Raw genomic sequence first — 15,329 nt, 5'->3', positions numbered from 1 at the left:
GGCAAACAGGGTCAACCGGCGGCCCGGTTCATTTGCCGTGATGCGCTGTTGCGCCAGCGGGTCAGGTGCTGTTCGCAATAGCGTCGCAGCAGACGGAGCAGCTGCGTTTGCTCGTCGACCAGATAAAAGTGATGGCCCTCGAACATGTCTAGAGAGAAGCCGGTGCAGGTCTCTTCCTGCCAGTCGAGCAGTTGCTCGACGCTGATGCTGTCCTGCTTGCCGCCAAATACATGGATCGGCACGCTGAGCGGCTCGCGCTTGCCATACACAAAGCTGCCGCAGAGCAGGAAATCGGCGCGCAGGATCGGTAGCATCAACTGCATGAGCTCTTGGTTGGCGATGACGTTTTCGCTGGTGCCTTTTAACGTGCGCAATCGGTCGAGCAGTTGCGCATCAGTCTTCGCAGTGGCGTATTCGCTGACATCGCGACGCACCGGGCCGGCAGTCGCCGATGCGAACAGTGCCAGCGGCGCAGGCAGACCGCGCTCGCGCAAGACGTGCGCCAGCTCAAAGGCCAGCAGCCCGCCCAAACTGTGGCCAAACAGCGCATAGGGCTTGTCCAGTTCGGCACTGATCTCGTCGGCCAGATGACTGGCCAGCTGCACGATGTCGGTCTGCAAGGGCTCGTCCATGCGCATGCCACGGCCGGGAAGCTCCAGCGGGCGCACGTTCAGCCACTCCGGCAATTTGCGCCGCCAGGGGCTGTAGAACATCGCGCTGGCCCCGGAATAAGGCAGACAGAACAGCGTCAGGCTCACCGGCGTGCTCATATCGAAAGCGTCCGGCTGTGGGCGCGGATGTAAAAGCGGCGATGCGCGTGATCGGAACGCATGGGGTTCTCCTGAGGTATTCCCTGGCCGCAACCTTGGTCGGGCCTGTCACCAATGAGAACGGATGGCGTCTGCAAATAATTAGGCGGATGCACGCGGCGAGGACATGCACGACAAGAGCGCCCTTTTAAAGTGCGCTGATTGGCTTTCGCATTTGACAATAATTATCATTAAGGCTAATTTGTCGCCCCATGTGATGGCGCTGCTCCTTTCATGCGGCCCTCCCCTCCATTGTTAAAGCAGCAAGGTGAATTCCATGACGGAACACGTAATCACAAGTAAGTGCGACTCACCCTTACTCCAGGCATTCGTCGATAACTACTTGCTGCTGGTCAAGATCGCGGCCCGCATCGTGGGTTGCCGCTCGCGCGCCGAAGACGTCGTGCAGGATGCCTTTTTCAGACTGCGCTCGGCACCGCAGGCCACGTTGACCTTCAAGGCACAGCTCAGTTACCTGTTTCAGATCGTGCGCAACCTGGCCATCGATCATTACCGCAAACAGGCGCTGGAACAGAAATACACCGGCCCGGAGGCCGAGGGTCTGAATGTGGTGATTCAGGGTGCATCGCCGGAAATCTCGCATATCAATTTCTCCAGCCTGGAGAAAATTGCCGACGCCCTGACCGAGCTGCCGCCCCGCACCCGTTATGCGTTCGAGATGTACCGCCTGCACGGTGTGCCGCAAAAGGACATCGCCAAGGAACTGGGTGTGTCGCCAACGCTGGTCAACTTCATGATCCGCGATGCGCTGATTCATTGCCGCAAGGTCAATGGCGCCCAGGCCGAAGCCTGATTGCGGGCGGTTCAGACAGGCAAAAAAAATCCGGAGCACTGGCTCCGGATTTTTGTTTTCAGCCTGGCAGGCGACAGATCAGCGGCTGACCTGATACTCGGGCTGCACTTCCGGCATCGCCGAGGAGTGGTGGTTGAGAATCTTCCACTCGTTGCCGACGCGGTGGTAGAGGAACGAATAACGTGCCTGCACCTTGGTCTTCTTGCCGTCCGGCGCCGTCAACGTGAAGGTGTAGACACCGTTGTCCGCTGCGGCATCAGGCCCCAGGCGACGAATCTCCCGGTAGTTGATCTCGCCAATCGGCTTGAGTGCCAGGAACTTGTCGAAGTAGTCCTTGATCTCTGCCGGAGTGGCACGCACTTTGTTGGAGACCGTAGGCTGCAGGACAGCGTCCGGCGCGTACAACGATGCGACGGTAGTGGAGTTTCCGGTTTGCAGGGCCTTGTTCCAGCGATCAAACAGACCGGCGATCTCCTTGTCGTTCACATTGCTTGGCGTCTCGGCCACCATGCGGTAGGTATAGCCGGACGGCTCGGCAGCAGCGTGAACCATCGGTGCACTTACAGCCAGCAACAGGGCCAGGGCGGTCAATTTCGTTTTCATCGCTACTCTCCTACGGGGATCTGTTCAGGGATTCAGTGAGTGCCACTTTGCCCTCCCCGCCACGGCTCGCCATCGGCCAACCGGGGTTATCTGTGTATGCCGATCGGCAGATGGGCTTCACCTCCTGATACAGTTCTAATAGCCTTACTTCTGTTATGCCCGCGCGGGCATCAACCCTCGCTGGAGCACCCCATGCAAAGTCCTCCCCATGACCCGGCAAGCGCACTGGCCATTCGCAACCAGTATCGCCAGTCGCAAAGCCGCGCCGCACGTCTTCGTCTGCTGGTCGATACCGGTCAGGAGCTGACTCATCTGCCACCTCAAGCCATGCGCCAGCGCGTGCTGCAACGCGCGTGCGCATTCGTGGCGATGGACCATGGCCTGCTGCTGGAATGGAGCGCCGACAACGGTGTGCAGACCACCGCCAGCCATGGCAGTGCAGAACACCTCGCCACGCTTGAAACCGCTGCCGACCCGCTGGCTATCGGCCCGCAATGGCTGGACAGGCCCGCTGCCGATCTGCCGTGCATGCTGCTGTTACCGTTGCGTGGCGCCGATGAAGGCTCTTTTGGCACCCTGCTGCTGGCCAACAGCGTGGGCATCAATGCACCGGACAACGAGGACATCGAGTCGCTGCAATTGCTGGCGACGTTGCTGGCGGCACACCTGGAAAACAATCGGCTGCTTGACGCGCTGGTGGTCAGAGAGCAGACCATGTCCGAACTGGTCCGCCAGTTGTTCACCGCTCAGGAAGACGAACGCAAGCGCATGGCCTACGACCTGCATGATGGTCTGGCTCAGACACTGGCCGGTCTGCACCAGCGATTGCAGGGCTTTGCCGGTCGCTGTCCGGACCTGCCCGAGCCGCTGGACGCCGATCTGCAGGCCATTCTCAAGCTGGCGCAGCACTGCGTGGGTGAAGGTCGACAGTTGATCAGTGGCCTGCGTCCTAGCGTGCTCGACGATTTCGGCCTGCTGCAGGCAGTCGACAAGGACGCCGACCGGTTGCGCGAAGCCGGAGTCGCGGTGCACTGGCGCTCGCGCTCCCTGACCCGCCTGCCCAGCCATCTGGAAATCGCCCTGTTCCGTATTGCCCAGGAAGGCATCAACAATGTGCTCAAACACGCCAGTGCAGGCCGCGTAGAATTGGCCCTGGAACTGAGTGAAGAGCACATTTCACTGCTGCTGGAAGACAACGGCAGTGGCTTCATCACCCAAAAACCGTTTAATGGCAAAGGCGTCCAGAAACTGGGCCTGGTGGCCATGCAGGAGCGCGCCAGCCTGCTCGGCGGCCGCCTGACCTGCGTCAGTCGGCCCGGGCACGGCACCCGACTGCGCGCCATCGTTCCTTTTACCGCAGACAAGGCAATGACATGACTGACACTGTGCGACTGGTTTTAGCGGACGATCATGAAGTGACGCGCACCGGGTTCGTCTCGCTATTGGCGGGGCATCCGGAGTTCGAAGTGGTCGGTCAGGCAGCCGACGGCCAGCAAGCCATCGATCTGTGCCAGGAACTGCAACCGGACATCGCTATCCTCGACATTCGCATGCCGGTGCTCAACGGACTGGGCGCTGCACGAATTCTCCAGCAGCGCATGCCGGGACTGAAAGTGGTGATCTTCACCATGGACGACAGCACCGATCACCTGGAGGCCGCCATGAGCGCCGGTGCGGTGGGCTACCTGCTCAAGGATGCCAGCCGCGACGAAGTGATCGACGGCCTGCAACGCGTGGCGCGTGGTGAAGAAGCACTGAACAGCGCCGTCAGCGCGCGCCTGCTGCGGCGCATGACCGAACGCAACACCAGTGGCGCAGCCCTGCCGGAAACCCTCACCCCGCGTGAACGTCAGGTACTCGGCTTGGTAGCGGGCGGCTTCAGCAATCGGGAAATCGGCGAAAAACTTGGCATCACCACCGGCACGGCCAAGGCCCATGTGGAAAAGGTCATCGGCAAACTCGGCGCCTCGGACCGCACTCAGGCGGCGGTACGCGGTGTGGCACTGGGGCTGGTGAGCCAATCGACGAGCGACTGGCAATGACGGCACACGCCAGCAGTCGCTGGGAAGACCTTCCGCTACGCGGCAAGGCACTGGTGGCCATTTCGCTGCCACTGGCGATTCTGATGTTCTCGCTGGTGCTGATTTATATCGCCGAGCGCCAGACCGCTCGGGCAGAGGAAGACGTACGGCGTGTGCTGCTTGTGCAAGGCGATATCCAGACCCTTCACACCCAGATCGCAGAAGGTGCGGCCAGCGTGCGTGGCTACCTGCTGACCCACCAGGAAGACTTCCTGCCCGGCTACCTCAACGCGCAACCGCTGATCGAGGCGGCGCTGGCCCGGCTCAACACCAATGTGCGTGACGAGCAGATGCGCGAACACCTGAAAGCCATCGAGCCGCTGATCAGCACCAAGGTCGAAGGCCTGGAAAAACTGCGCTCGATGAATCGGGAGGACCGGGAAACCGTCGCCCGTATCCTGATCGAAAACAAGTACGTACTCGACCAGTTGCGCGAACGCATCGGCATCATGCGCGAACGTGAAGACGCGCTGCTTGCCGAACGCACCGAGGCTGCCGCAGCCACCCGCGAGCGCCTGCTGCTGTCGACCCTGCTGGCAGCGGCCTGCGGAATCTTCGGGGCCATTCTTGCCGTGCTGATGCTGTCCAAAGGCATCGTCGCCAGGGTGCATCAGGTGCAACGCAACGCCCAGCGTCTGGCGCTCGGGCATCCGCTGCTGCCCCAGCCGCCTGAAAAGGACGAAATCGGCCAGCTCGGCACCCGGCTGGTCGAAGCCGGCCAGTTGCTGGCCGAACGCGAACGCGCACTGCGCGACAACGAAGAGCGTTTGCGGCTGATCATCGAAGGCGTCAAGGACTACGGCATCTTCGCGCTGGACCGCAACGGCTACATCACCACCTGGAACGCAGGGGCCGAACGTATCAAGGGGTACACGGAGCAGGAGATCATCGGCCAGCACTTTTCGGTGTTCTATCTGCAACAGGAGTGTCCGCAACACCCCGACATGGCGCTGCATGAGGCCACCGTCAACGGCCGGTATACCGAGGAAGGCTGGCGCCAACGCAAGGATGGCAGCCGTTTCTGGGCCAGTGTGGTGATCACCGCACAGTACGACAGCAATGACGAACTGCGCGGTTTCTCCAAGATCACCCGTGACATCAGTGATCGTCGCGTTGCCGAAATTGCTCTGGGCACTGCGCGCGAGGAAGCCGAACGCGCCAGCCGGGCCAAAAGTGAATTCCTGTCGCGCATGAGCCATGAACTGCGCACGCCGCTGAACTCGATTCTGGGCTTTGCCCAGTTGCTGGACATGGACTCCCCCGCCAGCCAGCGCCCGCAAATCGGTCATATTCTGCGGGCGGGCCAGCATCTGCTGAAGCTGATCAATGAAGTGCTCGATATCGCCAGAATCGAAGCCGGGCATGTGTCCCTGATCCTCGAGCCGGTATCCCTGTCGAACGTGCTTGAAGAAGCCCTGGTGCTGGTCTCGCCAATGGCTGCCGACGCCAATATAGAGTTGAAGCCCCTGCCGAACCTGCCTGACGAGATCGGCGTAGTGGCGGATCGTCAGCGCTTGATTCAGGTGTTGCTGAACCTGCTGTCCAACGCGATCAAATACAACCGGCCCGCTGGCCAGGTGCGGATTGAAATCGAGCAGACCGCCGAGCAGGTGACGGTCAGCGTAGTGGACACCGGTTACGGGATTGCGCCGGAGCGTATCGGGCAGCTGTTCAAGCCGTTCGAACGCCTGGATGCCAACCCGAGCGTCGAAGGAACCGGGCTGGGACTGGCGCTGAGCAAAAGCATGCTGGAGATGATGCACGGCACGCTTTCCGTACAGAACACGCCGGACGAAGGCTGCCGGTTCATACTGGCGCTGCCGCTTGTGCGGGTGCAGCCGCCTGCCGCCACTCTGCCGCGTCAAGCTGACACTCGCCTCGAGATAACGCCTGATGCCCGCTGCCCTGCCCGCCCCGCCTATCACGGCAAGCTGCTGTGTATCGAAGACAACCTGTCGAGCATGGCCTTGATTGAAACGCTGCTGCAACGCAGACCGGGTATCCAGTTGCTGTCGAGCATGCAGGGCCAACTGGGGCTCGACCTGGCACGCCAGCATGCGCCACAGCTGATTCTTCTCGACCTCAACCTGCCGGACATCAAGGGGCTTGAAGTGCTGCAACGTCTGCGCCAACTGCCGGCTACCGCAGAGACGCCCGTGCTGATGATCACTGCCGACACCAGTGATCAAGCCCATCGCGAACTGAAACAGGCCGGCGCCACGGCCATTGTGATCAAACCCATCCAGGTGCCAGTGTTCCTTGCCCTCCTGGACCAGTATTTACCGGAGCCCACATGACCGGCGACTTTCGCATTCTGATCATTGATGACCAACGGCCCAACCTTGATCTGATGGAGCAACTGCTTGCCCGCGAGGGGCTGACCAATGTCCTGAGCAGCACCGAGCCGTTGCGCACGCTGGACCTGTTCAACAGCTTCGAGCCCGACCTTGTGGTGCTCGATCTGCACATGCCCGAATTCGATGGCTTTGCGGTGCTGGAGCAGCTCAACCGGCGCATACCAGCCAATGACTACCTGCCGATCATGGTGCTGACCGCCGACGCGACGCGCGATACCCGCCTGCGCGCGCTGGCACTGGGCGCACGGGATTTCATCAGCAAGCCGCTGGATGCCCTGGAAACCATGCTGCGCATCTGGAACCTGCTGGAAACCCGCGCACTGTATAAATCGCTGCGCGAGCTGGTGCCTGCGGAAAATATCGAACTGCTGCGCCAGCCGCGCACGCTGGCGCAGCAGTGATTATTTGATCAGCGTCACCGGCACCGATGCTTCGTGGATCACCCCCGTGGCCACCGAGCCCAGCAGCAGGCCACCAATGTTGCCCAGCCCGCGGGTGCCCATGACCACGGCGTCGCAGTCGAGTCGCTGAACTGCGGCCTCGACCTGTTCGGCCACATTACCCAGATCGACGTGGGCCAGAAACGGCACACCAGCAGCAGTCAATAACGCAACCGCATCAGCCAGCACCCGCTTGCCTTCATTGGTCAGGCCGGCCTTGACGCCATCAATCATGTCGGGCGCCAGATAAAGGCTGTAGTCGATGGGGCTTGCCTGCACGTTGAGCACATGTACTTCAAGCGGCTTGTTGAGCTCGCCAGACAGCTCGATGACATAGCCCAGGGCACGCATGGCGTGCTTGGAGCCGTCGAAAGGAACCAGGACTTTGTGCATGGGCGTTTTTTCCTTGTTGGGGTATTCAATCACTATAATCCGATGGCTGACGGGCAACCACTGCTGAACGGCAGCTTGTTGATTCATGACAGTGTGTGATGGCCAACGCATCTGCGACAGCACCGCACTACGACCTGGAAAATGATTTGATGAAGGCATCTATTCTTCTAGAGTGAGTGCAGGAGTGCCAGCAACGACCGGCAGTGGCGTTATCGGTCTCATGGAACGATCGGTCGATGACTGCCCTGTGGAACAACCCCCTCTCGAAACCGGCCATGCTGCTGTTTATCCTGACCGCCAACGCGCTTTACGTGCTGCCATTACTGCTCGCCAACGCCCCCTCAGCTGAAGATGACCTTATATCAAGCGATGCTCAGGGCCCTTGGGCAGAGCAAGGACGCCCACTTGTCACCCTTGCCTATCGCGCGCTGACCTTCACGTCCGGTGCGCCCGATATCTTCCCGCTACCACTATTGATCGCCACAGCGCTGATCTCATGGGCCATGCTCAAGTGGGTGAATTACTGCTTTACGACGCCTACACTGATTGACTGCCTGGTGGTACTGCCGCTCTGGTATAACCCTTTTTTCCTGCAGAATCTTTCCCGCCATTACGAGGGCCCGGCCACTGCACTGGGCATCGCGCTGATCGTTTTCGCCATTGTTTATGACGCTCCGGGAATGCCCCGAAAACTGGCCATTTCAGGTTTGATGATCGCCTTCGCGCTGGCGTTCGCTGCAACAAGTCCTAACGTCTTCCTCGGTCTGCTTGGCGTTGAATGTCTGAGCGCACTTATCCAGCAGCGCAGTCCGGGTGTAATTGGCAGGTTGTTGATGGTCAGGCTGGCGCAGTTGACGATCGGGATAGGCATTTACGCAACTGTCGGCTCGTATGATTGGCTGACAATGGACAGCCAATGGCCTTCGGAAATAATAAGACGTCTGGCACCGCTCAGCCGGGACGTAGCGCTTTTGTTCAACACGAGCACCCTCTGTCTTGCTATCGGGCTGGTACTGGTTGCGCTGACCAGTTACAGCCGCCATGTACTAATCGCGTTCAGACGACAGGACGGTATTGCTCGCAAGACAGTTATCGCTCTCTTTTGCCTGTGCCTGCCTGTTGCATTCTTGCTTCTGATTCCCGGAATAACCTTGTTGGCCGCCCATTTCGACGGGCGGGCCGGAACACTGTTGGCATTCTCGACAATCCTGATCGCGATCTTTTTCCTGATCAACACTCATGCCTGGAAGCGGCATGACGCAATGCGCCTGATACTGGTCCTGCCGATCGTTTGCATGCTGTCCTTTTCATACGCCTACGGCAGAGTGCTGATTCTGCAGAAAGAGCTTGGCATCTCTGTACTGTTCAGTCTTGCCTACGACATCGACACCCAACCTGCGCTGCGAAACATAGACACGTTTCACTTTAATACTCAGCCTCTTCAAAGCTGGCTACCGGCAGCCAGCGGAACCTTCGAAAAACTTCCAGCGATCAAGTACATCATGAATGCCGACGAGCGCTTGACGCCTTCACGACTGCAACGCGTCGGCATCACTCGCGGTAAATGGCCGACAACCTCATGCGGTGCGTCAAGTGCCCCGGTAGTCGACCGCACTTATTACAACATTCACATTCAGCAGCAGACCGGATGCATCGTCATGAAAAAAATTACAGTTCCCGACACCTATATCTGGGAACCGTAAGCCCCCCTCTGGAGCGGCACGTCATATGATCTTTATCAGAGCGCTGAATAAAGCACTGTCCTGGGAACACTCATTCCTGTTACTGCTCGGGGCAAGCCTGCTTTATATCGTTCCATTGCTCATGGCTGATCAGACATACGCCGACGACTACTGGAGGTCGCAACTTGCACAGGGTCGCTGGACAGAGCAAGGCCGTCCAGGCGTAAGCCTGCTTTACATGGCGCTCGGTTTTTCGTCAGGCGCCATCAACCTGTTCCCATTACCGTTATTGCTGACCACGGGCCTGTTGGCGGTATCGCTGACGCGCCTGGCGCATCACTACTTCAACTGCCCAACTGCGCTGAACTGCCTGATTGTGCTGCCTGTTCTGTACAACCCCTTTTTTCTGCAGAACCTGTCATACCAATACGACGGCCCAGGGATGGTGCTGAGCCTGTTTATGGTCGTGGAGGCACTGCTGCGTACGGTCCCCAATCCGCTGAAAAGAAATTGGAAAGCTGCCTTGTGGGTGGCCGCAGCACTTGCACTGTATCAGCCAGCGCTTAATGTTCTGGTAGGCCTGTATTGCATTGAGTTCATTCGCAATATCGACACAAAAAACTCGTTCAACGCCTCATTCTCCTCACTGTTGAACCATCTAATAACCTGCGTGGCGGGGCTGTTGATCTACGCGTGTCTGGCGATACCTTTCGTCGAAGGCAGCCGCTCGCACCTGCTGAATATCGATCAACACGCGCTGCAAGAGTTACAAGACCGCCTACACTTTCTGATTCAGCAAATCGCTCTGCTGGTGCACGGTGAAGTGCTTGAAACAATCGCCCTGATTATTACCATTGTTGCCATTGTAAAATTCATTTCCATCGCGATAACGATTCTGCACTACCCCGGCACCCTGTTTCGCAGGGCGGGGATTTTTCTGATTTTTCTAGCCACCGTTCCGCTGCTGATACTTCTCGTGTCCGGTACAACTCTGATGCTCAAAGACTTCATTCAGGACGCCAGAACCCTGACCGGTTTTTCGACATTGCTTGTCGCAGCGTTCTATCTTTACGAACGTTCATGCCCACCGAAAATGCTGCTGCCCAGGCTGTTTATTATCCTGCCACTGGCAAGCATGCTGTCGCTCTCTTTTGTCTACGGGAATGCCCTGAGTGCTCATAAAGAGCTGGGTCAGCATGTTGCGCGCAGCATCGCGTACGACATCGACGCGCTCTCACGCGCCAGAACGCTGGAGCGCATCCATTTCCGAGGGTTCTATTTGCAGAACTGGCTGCCCGCAATGCAGTCAACCGCCAATGCTCTACCGGTACTGGGTTATCTACTGAATATTCATTACCTGACGCTGCCGGAAGCACTGCCGAGAACCGGCATCACCAGCATACATAAATATACCGAGCCGCCAGTCGGTGAACACCTTCCGCCCCCTGCGCTGATCAGGCAGCTTTATCGCTTTCATTTGTCTGAAAACGTGGGTTATCTGGTGCTCAAAAAAATCAGCCAGCCACAGAACTATTATCCAACACGCTGACCCCGCCTGACCTTTTCTATCAGGACGGATGGTACTGGTATAACCAGGTCTCGGTTAAGGTCTGCTCACCCAGACGCAGATAAAGACGCATGTCTACCGGTTCTGCACCTTCTACCGTCAGGTCGAACTGCGCTCGCCAATGTCCTGCCAAACCGTCGGATACTGCCTCGGTGAAAATGTAGGAGAAACTCCCTCTTGTGCTGGACAGCACTGCTTCTGGAAAGACACCGGACGGCAGTTGGGCCAAAGAGCGTCCCTGGAATTCGACGACAAATTTTCGCACGCCTTGTGGCCGCGTCTGTCCGGGCCGACCGCCATTCCCGAGGCGCGTCGCCACGCAACGTGCCAGCTCACCGGGGTAGGGCTCGTCCGCCAGCCAGTGCAGACGATAACGCAGCCGATAGTCGGTACCAGGACCTGCGGGCTTTTCAGGCACCCACATCGCGACGATATTGTCGTGGATCTCATCATCGGTAGGAATTTCGACCAACTGCACGGCACCTTTGCCCCAATCGTCCAAGGGCTCGATCCACAGGCTCGGCCGCCGTTCATAATGCACGCCATCAAGGTAATGGTTGAAATCATGATCACGCTGCAACAGACCAAAACCTCGCGGGTTATCGTCGCTGAACGCAGAAGCCGTGGTTCTCGGTGGGTTGTTGAGCGGTCTCCATATTCGCTCACCCGCCCCGGTCCAGATCGCCAGTCCGTCGGAGTCATGAACCTCGGGACGCCAGTCAACAGCGGTCTTCTTGACCTGTTCACTGAACCAGTACATCGAACTGATTGGCGCAATGCCAAACCTTTGTACTTCGCCGCGCATGAAAAGTGCAGCCTCGACCTCCATCAAGACCCCTTTGCCCCGCCGCATCACGAAGCGATAGGCCCCACAGATACTCGGTCCGTAAAGCAGCGCATAAATGACGACTGAATCGGCGGTGTCGTTATCCGGTGATTCAAACCAGAAGTGAGTGAAGTCGGGAAACTCTTCAGCGCGTTCGGCCTGGGCGACATTCAGCGCAATACCTCGCGCAGACAGCCCATATTGATAAAGCTCACCGATGGCACGAAAGTACGCAGCCCCGAGAAACGCTGTCCAATCGTTATTACGCCAATCCAGTTTTTGCTGATCACCGGTTCGACTTTCCTGAAAACGAAATCCGGCGAAACCGGTCCCCTGCGTCAACTGATGCGCAGGGCTGTCTTCCGGCATATCGAAATACGCCGGATCGTAGAGAATTTCCCTCGCAGCCCCCTTATCGATGACATAGAGCCGTACCGGCTTGGGGAAGAACTTGCCTGGATGAAAAAAAGTGACCGGAAACTGCCCAGGGCCTTTAGCGAACAAGGCGTAATCCGGCTTGAAGCGAATCTTGCCGAGAGCGTCATAGTCCAGTTTCGCCAACAAATCTGCCGGAATAACAGACGGCACAATGTAAGGTTGCGAAGCCGCCTCTTGTGCGCGCTGCACCAGAGAATCAAAGGAAAAGGGCTCGCCATGCCCCATTTTTAGCCGCTCATCAGCCTGCGAGGAGGAAGGGATACCTGATACGAACAACAAAGCAGATATCGAAGAAAACTCGAGAAAGTTTCGTCGATTCAACATGATGGGAAGTGACCTGGTGGGCAGTAGATGTGAGCATAGTTCAGCCCGCCAAAGCCACCCGGTCAGTTCGTCAGATTAACTCAATGGCCTTGCAGAAACGCCGCGGCCTGATCCAGCAACAGCATGGGATTTTCGGCCTTGTGTATGTCAACCGACAGCAACTGACGGAAGCGTCGCGCGCCAGGGAAACCCAGACCAAGACCGAGCATATGCCGGGTGACGTGGTGCATGTTGCCGCCGCTGGCAATGTGCTCCGCAATGTACGGCCGCATCGACTCCAACGCATCGTAACGACTGATGACCGGCGCAGTGCTGCCGAACAACTGCTGATCGACATGCGCTAACAGATACGGGTTGTGATAAGCCTCACGCCCCAACATCACGCCATCGAACGTCTGCAAATGCTCACTGCACTGCTCCAGCGTCTTGATGCCGCCATTGAGCACAATCTCCAGGCCGGGAAAGTCAGACTTCAACTGCGCGACCACGTCATAACGCAGTGGCGGAATATCGCGGTTTTCCTTGGGAGACAGCCCTTCGAGAATCGCGATACGCGCGTGAACCGTGAAACTCTGGCAACCCGCCTCCTGAACCTTGCCGACGAAATCACACAACTCGGCGTAGCTGTCACGGCCGTTGATACCGATCCGGTGCTTGACCGTGACCGGAATACCGACCGCATCGCGCATCGCCTTCACGCAATCCGCCACCAGCTCAGGATGCGCCATCAGGCACGCGCCGATCATGTTGTTCTGCACCCGGTCACTCGGGCAACCGACGTTCAGATTGACCTCGTCATACCCCGCCTCTTGCGCCAGACGCGAACACGCAGCCAGATCCGCCGCCGTACTGCCACCCAACTGCAATGCCAGCGGATGCTCTGTTTCATCATGGCGCAGGAACCGCTCGCGGTCGCCATGCAGCAAGGCACCGGTGGTGACCATCTCGGTGTAGAGCAAGGCATGCTTTGAGAGCTTGCGCATGAAGTAGCGGCAGTGGTGGTCGGTCCAGTCCATCATCGGGGCGACGGAGAAGCGGCGGGACACTGTTGCAAGCGGATCGCCAATGTTTGCTGAGGCTTCGTTGTTTTCGATGTTCATGTGGATTGGTCTTTTACGCGGCGGGTTATCGCCATCCCTTAGCTGGCCTCAACGACATGCATCATTGAGAGGCGGTCAGCGAGAAAATGGCTCAATTGAATCGAGCGATACGTGGGACCACACAGTGGCCCGCACGCAGAGACGCGATCAATCGGGAAAGGCCGATAGTTTATCAGGAAAGCGGCAGTTCTGATGACGTGCTGATTCGCAGCCGGATTTCAGGCACGGGAGCTGAACGTGTCAAAAAGCGCCAACGGCAAAGGCATTTTCCGGGCGTTTTTTTCCGAGGATATTCTGCTCGCAGACAGCATTGACGCTCCTCACAACGCTGGTGCTTATTCTGGAAAGGACAGCTCTGGAAATGCGATCGTCGTTAGAGAGTACAGACATCCGTATCGCGGGCAATGCGGGAAGCAGCGAGCTTGTGATAATAGGCGTATCGCCCGGAATGAGTGATAACTCGCCCACGCCGATACCTACACCGGCACTGATGGCATTGAAAACGGCAAAATTGGACTCTGAGGTGAATCGTATCTCGGACGCCATCCCGGCAAACTGCAAGGATTGGACAGAGACCTCTCGGCATATACAACCATCGGGAAAATGCACCAACGGTATCGGATGCCCTGCCCTGATCAGCCTGGCATCGCCGATCCAGTGCAGTTCTTCACGCCTGATGTATTCAGAATGCTCCATGACCCGAGATTCCGGCACTGCGACAACGGCCATGTCCAGTCGACCCTGGTCGACGTCGTCTATCAAGAACGACGACGTCTTGCAGACCAGCTTTATCTTGAGATCGGGGTTTGATCGAGCCAGGGCTTTTACAATCCCGTGAAGGAAAAAGAGTGCGTAATCATCCGGCATGCCCAGACGCAATTCGCTATCAGGGTTCTTGTTCTTCAAGCGGAACAAATTGTCATGCATGGCGAGAATCTTTTCAGCGGCCGCCAATACTTCTTCGCCAATGACCGTCAGCCGAAAACCGTCGTCGCCTCTGACGAACAACTTCAGTTCCAGAAGTGCTTCCAGCTTTTTTATCTGCATGCTGATGGCTGGTGGAGTTTTGCACAGCGCAACCGCAGACCGCGTGATACTTCGAGTTTCGCTCACCGATTTGAACGTGCGCCAAAGGTGCGTATCAACATCAAAGATTCGAGACATCCGTTTTCCCTGTTTACCCGGTGCAAAGCGGATGGTCGACTTTGCTGACCGGGTGTTTTCCCGCTCCGGGGTTTTCCCACTGCACCCCGGCTTTCCTTCCCTCTATAGTTAGGCCATTTGGCGGGTATTCGCAAAGTATTCCTGAGCATCAGAGGACATAGGGTTAAAAAACGGCGGGCTGAATCGATTTTCTGCGCCCCGATCATCTTTCTGACCGTTCATTTACAGATGAAAACTTCGGTACGTCCAGACTCCCCTCCGCGGCACGGATACCGAGCTTCGTTCAGGAAGCTTCCTCCCGCAACGCGACGCCAAGCGCCTGCAGCAGAGGTGTATTTTCACAGGCGATGTACGTGACCTCTGCGTCCTCTGATGTATTGACGTGTTTGTGCCAACGCCAGACGGGAATATAAACGGCGTCTCCAGCTGTCCAGGCAACGAGCGTCTCTCCTACCATCGAAAAACCGGTGCCTGAAATGATATAGATGATGGTTTCATAGTTATGCCGATGCAGGCCCGACCCTTGCAGCGGCTGCAGCGCACCGAAGGTCATACTTATCGACCTGGACGGCAGGTCGACAACATGAACTTCGTGCTTTCTTGTTTTGCTGAACGCGTCCAGCGTGGTTGTTCTGACCCCTTCATGTAACAGCGTGCCCACGTCCTCGCCAGCGGCCAGACTGGCGGGAACATGCACGAAATCACCGGAAGAAAAAGTATGGTTATTCATG

General features: G+C 57.8%; 14 protein-coding genes. 7 read left to right on the top strand and 7 right to left on the bottom strand.

Annotated elements, in window-relative coordinates:
- Positions 1 to 11 precede the first annotated feature (11 nt).
- On the bottom strand, positions 12 to 770 hold the full coding sequence (locus tag KUIN1_RS10145) for a thioesterase II family protein (protein WP_011267336.1): 759 nt from the start codon (positions 768 to 770) through the stop codon (positions 12 to 14).
- Between the two features lie 316 nt (positions 771 to 1,086).
- On the opposite strand from KUIN1_RS10145, the gene KUIN1_RS10140 reads away from it, so the two are divergent.
- Positions 1,087 to 1,623 (top strand): RNA polymerase factor sigma-70, encoded by a 537-nt coding sequence (locus KUIN1_RS10140; protein ID WP_003319375.1) that lies wholly within the window; start codon positions 1,087 to 1,089, stop codon positions 1,621 to 1,623.
- Between the two features lie 78 nt (positions 1,624 to 1,701).
- On the opposite strand, the gene KUIN1_RS10135 is transcribed toward KUIN1_RS10140, so the two are convergent.
- Positions 1,702 to 2,226 (bottom strand): SgcJ/EcaC family oxidoreductase, encoded by a 525-nt coding sequence (locus KUIN1_RS10135; RefSeq protein ID WP_003406965.1) that lies wholly within the window; start codon positions 2,224 to 2,226, stop codon positions 1,702 to 1,704.
- Positions 2,227 to 2,418: 192 nt separating this feature from the next.
- On the opposite strand from KUIN1_RS10135, the gene KUIN1_RS10130 reads away from it, so the two are divergent.
- The 4 genes from KUIN1_RS10130 to KUIN1_RS10115 are packed head-to-tail and all read left to right on the top strand — an operon-like array spanning position 2,419 to position 7,065.
- Positions 2,419 to 3,603, top strand: a complete 1,185-nt coding sequence (locus tag KUIN1_RS10130) for a sensor histidine kinase (RefSeq protein ID WP_024660682.1) — start codon at positions 2,419 to 2,421, stop codon at positions 3,601 to 3,603.
- Positions 3,600 to 4,268: a response regulator gene (locus tag KUIN1_RS10125; protein ID WP_011267334.1), complete on the top strand. Its 669-nt coding sequence runs from the start codon at positions 3,600 to 3,602 to the stop codon at positions 4,266 to 4,268. Before KUIN1_RS10130 ends, KUIN1_RS10125 begins: the two co-directional genes overlap by 4 nt.
- Positions 4,265 to 6,604, top strand: a complete 2,340-nt coding sequence (locus tag KUIN1_RS10120) for an ATP-binding protein (RefSeq protein WP_152091966.1) — start codon at positions 4,265 to 4,267, stop codon at positions 6,602 to 6,604. The genes KUIN1_RS10125 and KUIN1_RS10120 overlap by 4 nt, the downstream gene beginning before the upstream one ends.
- The gene (locus KUIN1_RS10115) at positions 6,601 to 7,065 is read left to right on the top strand and encodes a response regulator (protein WP_003406975.1); all 465 of its coding nucleotides are present in this window, start codon (positions 6,601 to 6,603) and stop codon (positions 7,063 to 7,065) included. The genes KUIN1_RS10120 and KUIN1_RS10115 overlap by 4 nt, the downstream gene beginning before the upstream one ends.
- On the opposite strand, the gene KUIN1_RS10110 is transcribed toward KUIN1_RS10115, so the two are convergent.
- Positions 7,066 to 7,497, bottom strand: coding sequence for a universal stress protein (locus KUIN1_RS10110; protein WP_011267332.1), 432 nt, complete (start codon positions 7,495 to 7,497; stop codon positions 7,066 to 7,068).
- A gap of 236 nt (positions 7,498 to 7,733) precedes the next feature.
- On the opposite strand from KUIN1_RS10110, the gene KUIN1_RS10105 reads away from it, so the two are divergent.
- The gene (locus tag KUIN1_RS10105) at positions 7,734 to 9,200 is read left to right on the top strand and encodes a glucosyltransferase domain-containing protein (protein WP_152091965.1); all 1,467 of its coding nucleotides are present in this window, start codon (positions 7,734 to 7,736) and stop codon (positions 9,198 to 9,200) included.
- Between the two features lie 25 nt (positions 9,201 to 9,225).
- A complete protein-coding gene (locus KUIN1_RS10100; protein WP_172980046.1) occupies positions 9,226 to 10,728 on the top strand; it encodes a glucosyltransferase domain-containing protein in 1,503 nt (500 codons plus the stop codon).
- A gap of 19 nt (positions 10,729 to 10,747) precedes the next feature.
- Here the strand turns inward: KUIN1_RS10100 and KUIN1_RS10095 are convergent, their stop codons facing one another.
- The 4 genes from KUIN1_RS10095 to KUIN1_RS10080 form a co-directional block, all read right to left on the bottom strand.
- Positions 10,748 to 12,235, bottom strand: a complete 1,488-nt coding sequence (locus KUIN1_RS10095) for a glucan biosynthesis protein (protein ID WP_197739789.1) — start codon at positions 12,233 to 12,235, stop codon at positions 10,748 to 10,750.
- 179 nt (positions 12,236 to 12,414) lie between these two features.
- The gene (gene dusA / locus KUIN1_RS10090; protein WP_024660678.1) at positions 12,415 to 13,434 is read right to left on the bottom strand and encodes a tRNA dihydrouridine(20/20a) synthase DusA; all 1,020 of its coding nucleotides are present in this window, start codon (positions 13,432 to 13,434) and stop codon (positions 12,415 to 12,417) included.
- A gap of 240 nt (positions 13,435 to 13,674) precedes the next feature.
- A complete protein-coding gene (locus tag KUIN1_RS10085; protein WP_116830397.1) occupies positions 13,675 to 14,598 on the bottom strand; it encodes a LysR family transcriptional regulator in 924 nt (307 codons plus the stop codon).
- Between the two features lie 283 nt (positions 14,599 to 14,881).
- Positions 14,882 to 15,328: a cupin domain-containing protein gene (locus KUIN1_RS10080; RefSeq protein WP_024640593.1), complete on the bottom strand. Its 447-nt coding sequence runs from the start codon at positions 15,326 to 15,328 to the stop codon at positions 14,882 to 14,884.
- Position 15,329 lies beyond the last annotated feature (1 nt).

Source organism: Pseudomonas sp. KUIN-1, assembly GCF_009176725.1.
Lineage (GTDB): Bacteria > Pseudomonadota > Gammaproteobacteria > Pseudomonadales > Pseudomonadaceae > Aquipseudomonas > Aquipseudomonas fragariae.
This window is presented reverse-complemented; position numbering and strand designations above follow the sequence as displayed.

Excerpts from the sequence above, each read along its gene's own strand:
- KUIN1_RS10145 (WP_011267336.1), bottom strand. The coding sequence starts at position 770 with ATGAGCACGCCGGTGAGCCTGACGCTGTTCTGTCTGCCTTATTCCGGG.
- KUIN1_RS10140 (WP_003319375.1), top strand. The coding sequence starts at position 1,087 with ATGACGGAACACGTAATCACAAGTAAGTGCGACTCACCCTTACTCCAG.
- KUIN1_RS10135 (WP_003406965.1), bottom strand. The coding sequence starts at position 2,226 with ATGAAAACGAAATTGACCGCCCTGGCCCTGTTGCTGGCTGTAAGTGCA.
- KUIN1_RS10130 (WP_024660682.1), top strand. The coding sequence starts at position 2,419 with ATGCAAAGTCCTCCCCATGACCCGGCAAGCGCACTGGCCATTCGCAAC.
- KUIN1_RS10125 (WP_011267334.1), top strand. The coding sequence starts at position 3,600 with ATGACTGACACTGTGCGACTGGTTTTAGCGGACGATCATGAAGTGACG.
- KUIN1_RS10120 (WP_152091966.1), top strand. The coding sequence starts at position 4,265 with ATGACGGCACACGCCAGCAGTCGCTGGGAAGACCTTCCGCTACGCGGC.
- KUIN1_RS10115 (WP_003406975.1), top strand. The coding sequence starts at position 6,601 with ATGACCGGCGACTTTCGCATTCTGATCATTGATGACCAACGGCCCAAC.
- KUIN1_RS10110 (WP_011267332.1), bottom strand. The coding sequence starts at position 7,497 with ATGCACAAAGTCCTGGTTCCTTTCGACGGCTCCAAGCACGCCATGCGT.
- KUIN1_RS10105 (WP_152091965.1), top strand. The coding sequence starts at position 7,734 with ATGACTGCCCTGTGGAACAACCCCCTCTCGAAACCGGCCATGCTGCTG.
- KUIN1_RS10100 (WP_172980046.1), top strand. The coding sequence starts at position 9,226 with ATGATCTTTATCAGAGCGCTGAATAAAGCACTGTCCTGGGAACACTCA.
- KUIN1_RS10095 (WP_197739789.1), bottom strand. The coding sequence starts at position 12,235 with ATGGGGCATGGCGAGCCCTTTTCCTTTGATTCTCTGGTGCAGCGCGCA.
- dusA (WP_024660678.1), bottom strand. The coding sequence starts at position 13,434 with ATGAACATCGAAAACAACGAAGCCTCAGCAAACATTGGCGATCCGCTT.
- KUIN1_RS10085 (WP_116830397.1), bottom strand. The coding sequence starts at position 14,598 with ATGTCTCGAATCTTTGATGTTGATACGCACCTTTGGCGCACGTTCAAA.
- KUIN1_RS10080 (WP_024640593.1), bottom strand. The coding sequence starts at position 15,328 with ATGAATAACCATACTTTTTCTTCCGGTGATTTCGTGCATGTTCCCGCC.